The organism is Imperialibacter sp. (assembly GCF_040222815.1).
Taxonomy (GTDB): Bacteria; Bacteroidota; Bacteroidia; order Cytophagales; family Cyclobacteriaceae; genus Imperialibacter.
This window is the reverse complement of sequence record NZ_JAVKCH010000001.1, coordinates 14,145-28,400: the sequence shown is the minus strand read 5'-3', so window position 1 is coordinate 28,400 and position 14,256 is coordinate 14,145. Positions and strand designations below refer to the sequence as shown.

At 50.8% G+C, this 14,256-nt stretch carries 10 protein-coding genes and 1 pseudogene; all 11 read right to left on the bottom strand.

Going from position 1 to position 14,256, the window contains the following annotated elements; genetic code table 11:
- Positions 1 to 202 precede the first annotated feature (202 nt).
- The 11 genes and pseudogenes from RIF36_RS00105 to RIF36_RS00055 all read right to left on the bottom strand — a co-directional run bounded on the left by RIF36_RS00105 (position 203) and on the right by RIF36_RS00055 (position 14,092).
- On the bottom strand, positions 203 to 739 hold the full coding sequence (locus RIF36_RS00105) for a 1-acyl-sn-glycerol-3-phosphate acyltransferase (protein WP_350090201.1): 537 nt from the start codon (positions 737 to 739) through the stop codon (positions 203 to 205).
- Between the two features lie 23 nt (positions 740 to 762).
- Positions 763 to 1,539, bottom strand: a complete 777-nt coding sequence (locus RIF36_RS00100) for a patatin-like phospholipase family protein (RefSeq protein WP_350090198.1) — start codon at positions 1,537 to 1,539, stop codon at positions 763 to 765.
- A gap of 62 nt (positions 1,540 to 1,601) precedes the next feature.
- On the bottom strand, positions 1,602 to 2,549 hold the full coding sequence (locus tag RIF36_RS00095; RefSeq protein ID WP_151996491.1) for an acetyl-CoA carboxylase carboxyltransferase subunit alpha: 948 nt from the start codon (positions 2,547 to 2,549) through the stop codon (positions 1,602 to 1,604).
- A gap of 149 nt (positions 2,550 to 2,698) precedes the next feature.
- On the bottom strand, positions 2,699 to 3,073 hold the full coding sequence (locus RIF36_RS00090) for a response regulator (RefSeq protein ID WP_350128214.1): 375 nt from the start codon (positions 3,071 to 3,073) through the stop codon (positions 2,699 to 2,701).
- A 262-nt stretch (positions 3,074 to 3,335) separates the two neighbouring features.
- Positions 3,336 to 4,883 carry a M20/M25/M40 family metallo-hydrolase gene (locus tag RIF36_RS00085; protein ID WP_350128211.1) on the bottom strand — a complete coding sequence of 516 codons (1,548 nt, stop codon included), beginning with the start codon at positions 4,881 to 4,883 and terminating at the stop codon, positions 3,336 to 3,338.
- Positions 4,884 to 5,037: 154 nt separating this feature from the next.
- Entirely contained in the window at positions 5,038 to 7,632 is a 2,595-nt protein-coding gene (locus RIF36_RS00080) for an ABC transporter permease (RefSeq protein ID WP_350128208.1), read from the bottom strand.
- A gap of 4 nt (positions 7,633 to 7,636) precedes the next feature.
- Positions 7,637 to 7,969, bottom strand: a complete 333-nt coding sequence (locus tag RIF36_RS00075) for a PadR family transcriptional regulator (protein ID WP_350078108.1) — start codon at positions 7,967 to 7,969, stop codon at positions 7,637 to 7,639.
- Between the two features lie 186 nt (positions 7,970 to 8,155).
- A complete protein-coding gene (locus tag RIF36_RS00070) occupies positions 8,156 to 9,028 on the bottom strand; it encodes a pirin family protein (protein WP_350128205.1) in 873 nt (290 codons plus the stop codon).
- A 199-nt stretch (positions 9,029 to 9,227) separates the two neighbouring features.
- A pseudogene (locus RIF36_RS00065) lies at positions 9,228 to 10,478 on the bottom strand (MFS transporter).
- Between the two features lie 938 nt (positions 10,479 to 11,416).
- A complete protein-coding gene (locus RIF36_RS00060; RefSeq protein ID WP_350128202.1) occupies positions 11,417 to 13,624 on the bottom strand; it encodes a xanthine dehydrogenase family protein molybdopterin-binding subunit in 2,208 nt (735 codons plus the stop codon).
- Between the two features lie 12 nt (positions 13,625 to 13,636).
- Positions 13,637 to 14,092, bottom strand: coding sequence for a (2Fe-2S)-binding protein (locus RIF36_RS00055; protein ID WP_350128199.1), 456 nt, complete (start codon positions 14,090 to 14,092; stop codon positions 13,637 to 13,639).
- Between the last annotated feature and the right edge of the window lie 164 nt (positions 14,093 to 14,256).

The following is a 14,256-nucleotide window of genomic DNA, read 5'->3' as shown; positions in this document are numbered from 1 at the left end:
GAGGTCGATAAAAGTCAATAACGTTAGCTACGGTTGTGGGGTTGGTTCTATTTCACTATTAATACCAATGAGGTGAAATAGAATAATGGACTAACAGCCCGGACTGGTTTGGCCCCTATACTATATAGGCAGAAAAGAATAGCATGTTGATGCTGATGCTCCAGAAACGCTTTTCAGAAACAAAAACAGCAAAGACACTGTGTTATCTTAAATCCTGCCAGGGCCGCTTCCCCGTGATTCCCTTGTAGTAGGCCATGATCCGCTCCATGTCCGTTTCCATGTCTCCCGGCATAAAAGGCTCAAGCATTTCTACTCTTCTTCGCTTAAAATCAAAGCTTACCAAAACAATAGGGATATTGGCAGATTTGGCAATCCTCCAAAATCCTGTCTTAAGCTTGTCCACTTTCTTCCTGGTACCTTCCGGCGCCAGTGCAATGGAGAATGCCTCCTTCGAGTCAAAGAGGTCTACTACCGACTCGACAAGGCCGGCGGCATTGGTCCTGTCGACAGGGTAACCGCCCAGCAACCGAAGAAAAACGCTGAGTGGAAACCAGAAGAGCTCTTTTTTGCCCAAATATTTAGTATCAAGCCGAAAAATGGAGCGGGCAGCCACGCCAACAAAAAAGTCCCAGAAGCTGGTATGAGGCGCTACTACAATGATGAACTTCTTATCCGTAGGTTTGGTACCTATGGCTTCCCAGCCCAAAAGCCAAAACAGAAATCTAAAAACAGCTCTCATCAGGTCAGATGTTGTTTATATTTTCAAGATACGTCCTGCTTTAACTTCGACAACACAGATTTGTTGGAAAGAAGGTCGGAAGCATAGTCGTAACCGACCTGAAAAATCTGTTTCGCTTTTCTGAAGTCAAACACATGAAAATTTTTGAGCTCTGTTGGCTCAATGAACAAATCGCATTTGGGCTTACGTGCCGCCACATTCTCGTTGATGGCCAGCAGCAGGCTTCTTTCCATCAGGCGCCGCATATTGCGCCCCTGATATTGGTCAGAAATAGGATTGCAATGAACGCCGACAATTCTGTCGACATTGCCCAGCAATGGTTCCACAGGCAGGTTGTTGACCACACCCCCATCCATGTACAACTCATCGCCAATGGCCATTGGCTCATACACCACCGGAATGCAGCACGACGCCAGCACGGGACGAACCAGTTCTCCGTCTGAAAACACCCGTATTTTGCCCGTCCTCACGTTGGTGGCGGACACATAAAAAGGTGTGTCGAGATCCGTAAAAATTGCTTCTCCAAAATACGGTTTGATGATCGATTCCACACTCCCTATTTTGAACAACCCCCTGATGTTAATAGCGGGCCTGAGAAATTTGTACACGCTCGTTTTGGTGAAAATCTCCAGAGCCTCGTCGGGAGAATAGCCTTTGGCCAGGAACAAGCCGGCCACGGCACCAGCTGATGTGCCCGAAATCACGTCAAAGTGAATGCCTTTTTCCAACATCGCTTTCACTACCCCAAGGTGAGCAATGCCCCTTGCGCCTCCCCCCGATAAAGCCAAACCTGTTTTCATCACACCTCCTTTAACAAAAAACCGGCACTAGGCCGGTATACTTTTAACGAGTTTGCTGATCGCTACTCAGACACAACACCCATCGCACAAAATTTGTCGATGCGGGAGCTAATTCTTTCTTCAGCAGACATCTTTTGAAGCTTTTTCAGCTCAGCAAAAATCACTTTCTTTATTTCAGCTGCCGCCGACTTCATGTCGGTATGCGCACCGCCAAGGGGCTCCTTAATAATGCCATCGACCAGGTTCACGCCCAGCATATCTTTTGCCGTCAGTTTCAATGCATCAGCCGCTTGCTCTTTATAATCCCATGTGCGCCATAGAATGGCTGAGCAGTTTTCCGGCGAAATCACAGAATACCACGAATTTTCCAGCATCAGCACCCTATCTCCAATACCAATACCCAGGGCTCCGCCAGATGCCCCCTCACCTATGACGATACATATCACAGGTACTTTTAGCGTCATCATTTCTTTCAGGTTCCTGGCAATGGCCTCTCCCTGTCCTCTCTCTTCAGCTTCCAGCCCAGGAAAGGCCCCGGGGGTGTCGATAAAGGTGATGATAGGCACGTTGAACTTTTCTGCTGTTTTCATCAGCCTGAGCGCCTTGCGGTAGCCATCAGGATTGGCCATACCAAAGTTTCTCATCTGGCGCTGCTTGGTGTTGCGACCTTTCTGCTGACCAATGAACATGACCGATTGCCCGTCCATTTCGCCCAGTCCGCCTATCATGGCTTTGTCGTCACTCACGGCTCTGTCTCCGTGCAACTCTATAAATTCGTTCGTTATTTCGTAGATGTAGTCAAGGGTGTAGGGGCGGTCGGGGTGTCTCGACAGCTGAACTCTTTGCCACCTGGTCAAATTGGTAAACGTCTCTTCTTTCAATCTAATGATCTTGTCTTCGAGCTTGTGAACTGCGTCCGTCACGTCCACCCCATTGTCAGAAGCCAGCCTCTTCATTTCGTTCAGCTTCGCCTCTAAATCTACTATGGGTTTTTCAAATTCTAAATGCATCGCCTAGTGGTTTTATGCTACAAATTTAGGATTAAATTCTTAACTACTCGCAACTGTATGATAAACCTAATTAACGACATTCTATCGAAACAAATGCATTGATTGGAACTGAATGATAGCGAGGCAATTAACTGCAAAGGATGCAGACTCTACTTGCGTTCCAGCAATTTCTTAACCATTCGCACCAACTCTCTGGGAATGACTGGTTTGGCCAAAAACTCAGTAATTTCACGGTCAAACCCCTTCAGCACAGTGTTCTTGTCAGTGTTCGACGACAAGATAATGACAGGTGTGCGTTGGCCCAGGTCATTTCGAATGTATTTGATGAGTTCCAGCCCCGAAACAAAGGGCATCTGAATGTCGGTAATAATAAGACCATAGGGAGTTTTGCTAATCATCTCCCTGGCTATCCTCCCATCAGCTGCAATATCGCATGCTGTATATCCCACCCTGGCAAGTTTGAACTTTGTCAGCGTGGAGACTGCCTCATTGTCTTCGCAAATTAATATTCTGGGTTCATTCATAACCAAACTAAAAAGTAATGCTGTTTCGGTAGAGGTCAAACTGCATAATGTCACCGATCATTGCATCACTCTCTCACTTTTCACAATCCGTCAAGTTACAAAGCACAATATACTCTTCCTATATCTGCAGGAGTTCTTTCTTTTAGCCAAAAACGCCATCCAAAAGCTTTAGCTGACTAGAGGAAGAGTTTGACCAGAAAAAACATCATGTTGCCACAACCGAAACTGATCAGAAACAACTTTACTCAACTTCAGTTGCTCATCAATTCCCCCCATCCCTGTTTGGCGACCTTGGCTCAGGCCAGGTCATGGGCTCGCCTGTCCGGGGGCTGAGGTGAAGCACTGACTTTTCCCGGGAAGTCCTTTCCGGATCTTCACTGGCCTGATAGGCCAGAATAGCTGTCAGGATGGCGTTATTGCGCACATCATCGAACACGATTTTGTCGTAGGTGTCGAGATTGGTGTGCCACGTATAGTTGCCATAGCTCCAGCTCAGGGAGCTGAGCGAAAAGCCGGGAGCACCTGCTGCTACAAACGAGGCGTAATCGGAGCCGCCGCCACCAGGAGTGCCGGGAAAGGTAGTTTCAATTTCGTTTTTAAACTGCTTGGGCACAGCCTCGAGCCAGCGGGTGATATAGTCATACGAATGAAGGAAGCCCTGGCCAGAAATACTGACCACCCTGCCGGTGCCGTTGTCCTGATTGAAAAGGGCTTGCAGGTTTTCTACGATATCGGGATGATCTTCTACAAATGCCCTTGAGCCGTTCAATCCCTGCTCTTCGCTGCCCCAGTGGCCAATGATGATGGTGCGCCTGGGGTTAGGATACACTTTCTTAAGGATACGAGCCGCTTCCATCATGGTGAGGGTGCCGGTGCCATTGTCGGTAGCGCCTGTACCGCCGTCCCACGAATCGAAGTGAGCAGAAAGCATCACATACTCGTTGGGAAGTTCTGTGCCCGGAATAGTGGCGATGGTATTGAATGTGGGCACGGTGCCCAGGTCTTTTGACTCTGCCATAACCCTGATCACCGGCGCATCGCCTTTCTCCACCATGCGGTACAGCATGCCGTAGTCTTCAAGCGACAAGTCCACTACCGGTATAGCCTTGGTGTTGGCTCCGAAAATCTTGTTGGCTCCAAAGCCTTTCGACCATCTCGACTGCACTATGCCTACTGCACCGGCAGCTTCCAGTGCTTCATTGATGTTGCGGGAAGTGTAGCCTGTGTTTTTTATGTTTTGATTCCACTTCTCTGTCTGCGCTTCCCGCTGCTTCTTCATTTTCTCGAAAGACTCTTCAGTAGCAAACTCTTCCCAATTATAATCGGGGCGGCCTGTGGGCTCAAGCATCGATACCATCACAAATTTGCCTTTCACACTGGGCAGCCAGCTTTTGAAGGATTCCTCATCAGCTACTTCCGGCAATGTCACGAGCCCAGCAGTAGTCCCCTTCTTTGGTGTTGGCGGGCTCCAGGCCAGCTGCGTGCCGTGCAACGTCGCCACCCGTGGCGACACCATATCGATATGCGTAATGCCTCTCTCCCAGCCTTTCCATTTGCCCCACTCCTCATTTTCGGCGGTAATGCCCCAGCCAGCATAGGTCTTCACGGCCCAGTCGTTAGCGGCTTTCATTTGTGGTGTGCCCACCAGGCGTGGCCCGATCACGTCCATCAATTGATGGCCCAGTATTTCGAGTTGGGAATTGTCGGTACCTTCAGCGACGATTTTATCTACGATGGCATCATCTTGTGCAACGGCCGCCTGAACCACAAAAACGAATAGCAGCATTGCCAGCTGGAATATCTTCTTCATAAGTTGATTGGTAATCGGTTGAAACCAGAATTAACGAGCCGCTAAAGTATCGGATTTTCAACCTTGAAGAAGCCGGTTTTGATGAGTGGTGGCCTGTTAGTTTGACACCCTGTGTATCAGGAATGGTCAAGCTGCCTGTAATGCTGCGAATCACCTATTCATACCGCAGGCTCTCCACCGGACTGGCTTTCGATAGGCTAATGGTTTGCCAAAGCACGGTGGACATGGCGACCACTAATACCAACACCGCCACACCGGCAAATATCCACCAGCTTAGCTCCACTCTGTACGCAAAGTTGTCTAGCCACATGCGCATCAGGTACCACACAAGAGGAGTCGCCAGTACGAAGGCCACAGCCACCGATTTTAAAAAGGAAAGGTTCAACAGCCAAAACACCTGCTCGAAGCCCGCACCGCTTACTTTTCGTATGCCTACTTCTTTGGTTCTTCGCCTGGTCTCGTGAAAAGCAAAAGTAAACAAGCCAATGGACGACAGCACCAATGCGACCACGCTGAAGGTCAAGTAAATACTGCTCAGGCGTTTTTCGGCAGCATACTGGGCATCTATCTTATCTTCCATCGTTTGATAGGTGAAAATGCCACCCGGGTTCACCTCCCTGTAAAGGTCACCCAAAAAAGCAACCACCTCGTCCATATGTCCCTCCTCTACGCTTAGCAGCACATCCGTGTCCTGGTAAATGGAATAAGAAAGAATCAACGGCCTGATCTTGTGAGAAAGGTGTTGGTAGTGGTAATCTTTCACCACACCTATGATGGTGTAATCCACTTGACTGGACGACCTGGTGTTGGTGGTCAGCTTTACCTGACTTATATCGTCAATGCCCCAGTACGCTTTGGCGGCTTCATTGATTACCAACTTGTTGTCATTGTTGTTGTCGAGCGTGTCAGAAAAAAACCGGCCTTCTACCAATTCCATACCAAACACGTCGGCGTAATGAGGGTCGGCGGGCATCGTATACACAGGCGTATATTCATTGCCATCGCTGGCGATTTTCCACGAGCTTTCGAACGCCATGTCGATAGGAGTCGTGCCCTGCGACACGGTACGAATGCCGGGGTGGTTATTTAACTGATTGAGCACATAGTCATGCTGCCGCAGCATTCGTTCCAGGGCCACACTGTCCTGTGCCTGATTAGGCATCATTTCGAAGAAATCGGTTTGAACAATATTGCGCTGGTGCAGCCCGGTGTCTTTGTTGAGCATGTAGCCCAATTGCAAAAACACTACAGTAGTAGCCGCCAGCAGCAAAATAGTAATGGCATACTGTAGCGTAGTAAGTATCCGCTGCAGGCGGGGAATCTTCAGACTGAGCTTGCCTGCGATGGCCTGCGACGTTTTAAGACGGTACACCTGCACAAACGATACCAGCCACGATACCAACACAATACCGCCCATTACAGCGAAAATGCTAACCATATCAAATGATGGGGTACTGTCAAGATCGAGATCGAGCAGGCCCACGTAATAAGGAAACAGCCATTGATACAGTAAAAAACCAAGCCCGGCTCCCACTATGAGGTAGATAAGCCTGCTGACTGCAATTTCCAGCCCGACGTCAAAGCGGGAGGCGCCAATGATGTACTTGACCCCAATTTTTCGAACCAAAGTAAGCTGAAGGCTCGTTTGCAGGTTGACGAAACTAACCAGGGTAATCAGCACCAGCACCAGCGCTACGCCTTCCATGGTTTGGTTGTTGGTTCGGTTGCCATACTTGGCGAACAGCGGAATCTCCACCGACCGGTCGAGGTAAATGGATTTCAGCGGAAAGGACGACAACACACTCTCAGGAAACCGGGTGCTTTCGGCTTTCAACACGGCCATATCGTCGTCGAAAGTGGCCTGGTCAAAGAAGGAGTCAGTCAGGATAAGGTTCTGCGGCATCCGCCTCCAAAACCGGCTCGATTGGCGGGGTACAAGGAAGTCGAAGGAGATAGAACTATTGGATGGAATCTTTTCCACTAAGCCTGCGACTTTGTAGGTGCCAGTTTGGTCGCATTTAATATCGACAACCTGCCCCATGGGATCTTCTTTGCCAAATACCCTGCTGGCGAAGGCTTTGGTGATCACGATACTCTGCGGATCATTCAGCACATCACGGGCACCCCTTGTGAGCTCAAAATCGAAGAAGTCAAAGAAGGTACTGTCTACGATCAGCGCTTTGCCCCTATGGTCCATGCCCTTGCTCACAAGTTTGATTTCATCGGGCCGGTAGCTGTGTACTACCATGCTTTTCTCCACATGAGGAATTTCAGCGTAGTTGATATTGAACATACGCTGCACATCGAAGGCATTCCAATCGGTATCAGGGTTCAGTTTGCCCACCACCAGATGAATCCGATCTCCTTTCGAGTGAAAATCGTCCATAGACTGCTCATTCCTTATCCAGGCGTACACCAACTGAAAGCAGACTACCCCAAATACCAGCGTGGCCAGGCTCAAGCCCGACACCAGCTTATTTTTGGAATAACTGCGAAAGGCCATTCGAAGATTTGCTCTGAAGAGTCCGAAGAAACTGCTGTTTTGTCCCATGGGTAGTTTTTTGATCATTCTGGGCCTGAGAAATTGAAAGCTGTGGAACCAGTAATGCAGGTGGCGCTTCCAGGTTGGCTTGTGGCTGAGCAGCTCATAGTATTCGTACATGTCGCCCATGATCTCTTCCACAAGCTCCTCCCGACATAACCTGCCAAGCAACCATTCGGGCAATCTGGGTGGTTGTCTTCGTTTCATGCCTTTATGATTTGTTGACGGCCAGCACAGGAATCTGCTGCCATAAGTTCATTTTCACGTCCTTGCTCCTCTCCAGGGCTTTCAGTCCAGCCGCTGTCACGGTCAGTATCCGCTTACGCCGACCGCCCCTCTCTTCTGTGGCACCGCCGTACTCCGACTCTATCAGGCCCTTGTCCTCCAGCCGGTTCACAGTGCCATGCACCGCACCGATAGTTACTGAGCGTTGCGCCTGCCTGATGATCTCCTGCCGGATGGCCAAGCCATAGGCGTCTTTCTCAAGCTTAAGAATAACCAGTAGTATCAACTCCTCTAATTCGCCCAAATGCTCCTTTGACATATTTTATCTATTTAATAGAACAAATATACGGGAGCTATTTTAATTTGTTCTATTAAATAGATGAAATGTTCGGTGATCACCAAAAACCAACGCTAAACCAGCCACACAAAAGGCGTAACAGCCATAAAAAAAGCGGCATGCCCTGCCGCTCTTCTATCTGTTTCCAAGCTACACGATGGTAGTTGTTCACCATGTCATCTTTTGCTCTTCCTCCACCATGGAAATGTGATTCATTTCACCGTTTCGATATTCCCTGTACAGTCGCCTGATGTCTTCCTCAGTGTCGGCAATGAATGGGCCATGAGAAACAATTTCATCGTTTTGCGGCTGCCCGGCATACAAAATTGCACGGGCACCCGTTTCACCTGCCTCCAACCGAAGCTGGCTGTCGCCCTCTGCCGAAGGTCTGTCTAACCATCCGACCTGATTCGTCTTTAGCTGCTTGCCCTCATCTCCGACCAATACGTTTCCATCGATCACATACAGAAAGGCCGTGTAAGAAGCCGGTACGTCCAGCGTCGTGGAAATGCCTGGCTCAAGGGTAATGTCGGCCAAAATGAGTGGCGTATAATTTTTGATCGGAGATGTTAAACCGGCCAACGATCCGCTGTATAACCTAAGTGCCAGCCCTTTTTTGCTTTTGGTCGGCACATGTTCAAGAGAAATATCTTGCACCCTCGGCAAGGCCTGTCTGTCTTTTTTAGGAAGGTTAAGCCACAATTGCAAGATCCGCATTTTCGCTTCCTTGTCGATGGTTTCTGTGTGCACAATGCCGCTTCCTGCCGTCATGATTTGTAGGTCGCCAGCTTTCATTGTATGCTCCTTATCACCCATTTCTCCCTCAAGCATAAGTGTCACCGTTTCAAAACCGGCATGCGGGTGAGGCCCACCAACCGGAATATTGTCCTTTTTATCAAGCATATCGTCCATTAGCATGATAAAGGGGTCGCTGTCGGGATAAGGCACTTGAATCACGGCCCTGGCAATGTGGCCCGGCCCGAGAAATCCTTGCTGATTGGCAGGTGTGTAGGTTTTTCCTAGTTTTCTATGTAAGCTCATCTTTTTGGATCTTTAGTTAATCATTGTCTTCCTGGTGCACTACAATCACTAACGCAAGTCAGACGGATTATTTACGATACTATACTTTGGTATAGCGCTATCAAAAAGGAAAGTAATGGCGTTGAAAACTGGAAGAGTGGCAATAACCGATGAGCTTGTGTTGGCGTATATAGACTCGGAGCGTGAACCACTCCCCTTCTCAACCCCGCCTCTCCGCCAACACCTTCTGCGGATTATCCGCCCAAAAGGCCATGATGGTCAGGCTGAAGTACACCGCAAAGCACAGCCACCCACTCACATTGTAGGTGCCGAAGTACGACAACGAACGGCTGAACAACATTGGCCCCAGGGCACTGCCGAAAACGATCATCATCATGGCCTGACCACTGATAGCACCCAGATGAGCACGGCCGTAGTACCTTGGCCAGGTGACGGTGGCCAGTACAGCATAGAGGCCTGTCATGAAACCATTGCCAATAATGATCAGGTAGTAGCCCCAGCTGGTAGTGCCCAGGAAGATCACGCCAAGGATGCCCAGGCAGGCTCCCCCTCCTTTGAAGTATAGCAGGTATTTGAGCGGAATGTGGTCGCTCACGCTGCTCGCCACCAGCGTAACCACCACAGCGATGATGGCCACGGGCTGGAAGATGGTGATGGCCATGGTATCGGGCAGCCCGGCCTCCGCAAAAACGGACATCACATGAAAAGTGAAGCCCGTGAAATACAATGCCTGCATGGCCATCATAAGGGCGAACACCCAGAAAGGGAAGTTGCGAATAGCTTCAGCAGCGGTAAACTCCTTGATCACCGGGAAAAGGATCTTTTTCTTCTTTTTAGCAGACACAGTCAGTTCTTCCCCCGGCGGGCGACCATCGGGTAGCAGGCCGCTGTCTTCAGGTCTATTACGGAAAAACACAATGATCACGACAGGAAACGCTAAGCCGACCAGCAGCGCCATCACCTGCTAGGCACCTTCCCAGGTATAGGCCTCGATGAGAGTGAAGAGGAAAAGTGGAGAAATAGAAAAGGCCAGCGACACGAATACATTGCTAAAGCCTGTAGCGAATCCACGGCGCTGATCGAACCACTGAACCATCATGTTGCGGGACACGATGGTGAGCACACCCTGCCCGAAAAAGCGCAGCAGCAGAAAGGTGGCAAACAACGTGATGACGATGGCGGTAGTGGCTTGTGCGGCGATCCAGCCCGACAGCAGGCTGTCGATATTGCTGAGCCAAACGAGGATCAGCCCAAGCCCAATAGCGGCGGCCACAGCCGTGGGGCGCACGCCCAGGCGGTCGTACAGTCGGCCCGCCCAGGGCAGCATAAAGGAGCTGCCGATGGTGCCAAGCATGTAAGCGAAGCTCAGCTCATCCCGGCTGATGTGCAGGCTACCCAGCAGCGAATCGGTGAATACCGACACGCCCATGGTTTGGCCCGGGATGCTCATCACGATGCCGAGTGATCCCCACAGGAGAATCATCCATCCGTAAAAAAAGGGCCACTTTCCGGGATGAAACGGAAAATTCGCCCACTCTCGTCTTTTCATAGGAAGGTGTGAAGGTAATAAACTTTGGAGGGAGTTGGTTAGTTACAAGTAGGTTGCTTCGAGTGGCTGCCAATTGAAACGATTAAAGAGGTCACTCTGCCACAAAGCAAATAGTGACCTCTTTAATTTGGTGTTAGCGGAGCGGCTCTAAAGCGTTGACCACCCCCGCCGGCAATTGATTGTAGTCAGCAATTGTATCTTCGAGCCAAGAAAGCTTGCTCCTAACTGCCATCTACCGTGGTTGAGACTCCGAATTAATACACGCCAACACAAACTCATCGATTATTGCGAGGGAGTTACATAATCTCAATTGTGAGTAGCTCATTTCAACGACTGAAGCAATCTGCCTGTTACGAAGCTAAATCGTGGACTTGCGTACTATGGGTGCCCTGCTCCAGAACGGGATAGAACGGCGACTAGGATCGATTTTCTCTCAAGGTTTCTGCACATTTCTTAATTTCTGTCCCACTAAAGGTTAGCTTTTTGCCCTCAAGCCGGACTGGCTGTTACTTTTTCTTGCCGTTCCCGGATGGGACAAAAAGTAACCCGCTTCGGCGGACCGAAAAGTCAAAAAAATTAACGCACAAACCAAGAGCCCGCACCCAGCCACCATTTTTCGCCCACCCGCCTGGTAGGGCGTTGCGTCTTAATAAGATTTCGTGACAGATAAAGTTATTGTTGCGAAAACTGGAAATGGCAGAGTGGGCAGTCGTTCTTAAGTGAAATCGTCGACTTGCGCCCTTCAAGGCCACCCATTGCACGTCCTCCCACTTCGCAAATGCCCCCCAACAAAAAAGGTGACCTTTCGATCACCTTTCGTTTTCTGGTGCATGTACCCCCTACATCACCTCTATCTTCTCCGGCGTTTGGTCAGCCGTGCTGAAAGGCGTGTGGTAGTAACGCTTGCCCGTGGCTTTGTACAAAGCGCTGGCCAAGGCTCCTATTGCGGGCGGCAAACCTGGCTCACCCAGTCCTGTCGGGCTGATCTCGTTCTCCACAAAGTGTACTTCAATCTCCTCCGGTGCCTGGCTGTGCCTGATCAGCTGGTAGGTGTTGAAGTTCTTGTGCACCGACGCCCCGTTCTCGAACGTCAGCTCGCTGTAGAGTGCATGGCCAATGCCATCGACCACACCTCCCTGAATGATGTTGACGGCACCTTCCTTGTTGATCAAAATACCGCAATCCACAGCGCACCACACCTTTTTCACTTTGGGCTGGTTGTCCTCCATCACCACGTCCATGACCTGGGCCACGTACGAGTTGTGGCAGAAGTAGGCAGCCACACCACGGAATACGCCGGGCGTTTCCACGCCCCAGTTGGCCTTTTCCTTCACCATTTTCAGCACACCGGCGTAGCGCTCGGCATCATATTCGTATTTTTCACCGACCGGACTGGCAATAGCTTTGTCAAACAGCTCCAACCGGAAGTCAATCGGATCTTTGCCAGCCAGCTCAGCCACCTCGTCGAGGAAGGACTGCTCTGCCCCTGCGGTAAAGTGCGACCTTGGTGCCCGCCAGGCTCCTGTGGAAATGTTGGTTGTTGAGCCGATGCTCTCTGCCGTGTAATTAGGCACCGAGCCCGCAGGAAACCTGTTGGGGAACACCGGGCCTTCTGGCAGTCCCGCCCCTCTTACCGAAAAGGCAATCAGGTTGTTGTTTTCGTCCAGGCCAGCTTTGTAGGTCGAGCGGTAGGCTGGGCGGTAGGTACCCTGGGTCATGTCGTCTTCCCGGGTGTAAATCATTTTGATGGGCGCTCCCATTTTCTTGGAGATCGCTGCCGCTTCCACGCCAAAGTGCACATACAGCCTGCGGCCAAAGCCACCGCCTATGCGGGTCATTTGCACCGAGATCTTTTCTGCAGGCATGCCCAGCAGCTTGGCCACTGAGTCTTCCAGTGCCTTCGGCGTTTGCGTAGGCCCTGCCAGCTCTGCTCCGTCTGCCGTCACATTGGCGTAGAAGTTCATGGGCTCCATGGTGGCATGGGCAAGGAATGGCGACGTATACGTCCGCTCGATGACTTTGGCGGCCGAGGCAAAAGCAGCCTCTGTGTCCCCGTCTTTTCTGTTGCCGCCTACTTCGCCGTCTTTCAGCGTGTCTTTCAGGCGCTGCACGTGCATGGCTGTGTTTTCGGGCTCGGTCACAGTTTCCCAATTGGCTTTAAGTGCCTTCTTGGCTTTCATTAGCTGCCAGGTGGAGTCTCCCACAATGGCAATCAGGTTATTGAAGGCATTCACATCCGACCAGGCTGGTTCGGGTATGGTGGTGTCGATGATGAAAGCGTCCCTCACGCCATCCATCGCCTTGATTTCGTCCACGTTGAAGTCCTTCACCTTCATGCCAAATGCCGGTGGGTGCTCAATCATGGCCAACAGCATGCCTTCTTTTTTGAAGTCGATGCCAAACAGAGGCTTGCCGGTCACAATTTTGGGGCCTTCCACGTTCTTCTGGGCGGTGCCCAGCAGCTTGTAGTCCTTCGGTTCTTTCAGCGCTATTTCTTCCGGCACGGCTATGCCCACTGCCTTGGAGGCAATGGCGCCGTACCCTATCGTCCTTGTTCCGTTTTTCTCTTTGATAGTTCCCTCACTGGCTGTCAGGTCGTCCACCTTCACGCCCCACTCTTTGGCGGCGGCTTCCAGCAGCATCCTGCGGCCGGTGGCTCCGGCCATTCTTAGCGCATCCCAGCCCAGCATAATGGACAGACTGCCCCCTGCAAACTGTGGATTTTTGAAAGCATCCTCATCCAGCATGCCTTGTTCTACCACCACATGGTCCCAGGCCACGTCCAGCTCCTCGGCCACTATCATGGGCATGGAGGTCATCACGTTCTGGCCTATTTCCGGGTTGGGGTTGAAGATGGTGACCAGGCCTGTATCGCCAATTTTGATGTAGCCGTTCATTTTGAACCACTCGTTGGGCACGGCCACCAGGGGCTCCGACACCGGCGAGCACCGGGTAAGCCAGCTAAAACCGATCATCAGTCCACCGCCGGCGGCTGCCGAGGTCTTCAGAAATGATCTTCTGCCAAATTTCGTCCTTACTAATGTCATAAGCTGATGTTGTTAAAGGTTGGAGGCAGTTTTCACGGCGGCTTTGATCCTTACATAGGTGCCGCAGCGGCAGATGTTGCCATTCATGGCCGATTCAATTTCTTCATCGGTAGGCTTGGGGTTGGATGCCAGCAGCGCTGAGGCTGTCATGATCTGGCCTGCCTGGCAGTAGCCGCATTGGGGCACGTCGTGCTGCAGCCACGCTTGCTGCACCGGGTGGTCTCCGTTTTCGGAAAGCCCTTCAATGGTGGTGATTTTGTTGTCGCCTACGGCCGACACAGGCAGCTGGCACGAGCGGGTAGCGTTGCCATTCACATGGATGGTGCAAGCGCCGCACTGGGCTATGCCGCAGCCAAACTTGGTGCCTACCAGGTCGAGGTTGTCACGCAGCACCCACAGCATGGGCGTAGCGGGGTCTACATCCACCTGCTTTTGTTGTCCGTTAATCGTTAGTTGGAAAATTGCCATCGGTAGTTTAGTTAGAGGGATAATGTTAAAGATAGGGTTATTTGGGGAGGAGTGAAAGTCAAATATTGTCATGGGTGGCAGGTGGTGGCAATCTGTCCACCTGCACCATGCTTTCAACCTGTTTGTTATTGGTACGAGTTAATTTCTACTAGCAGCGTTCCGTT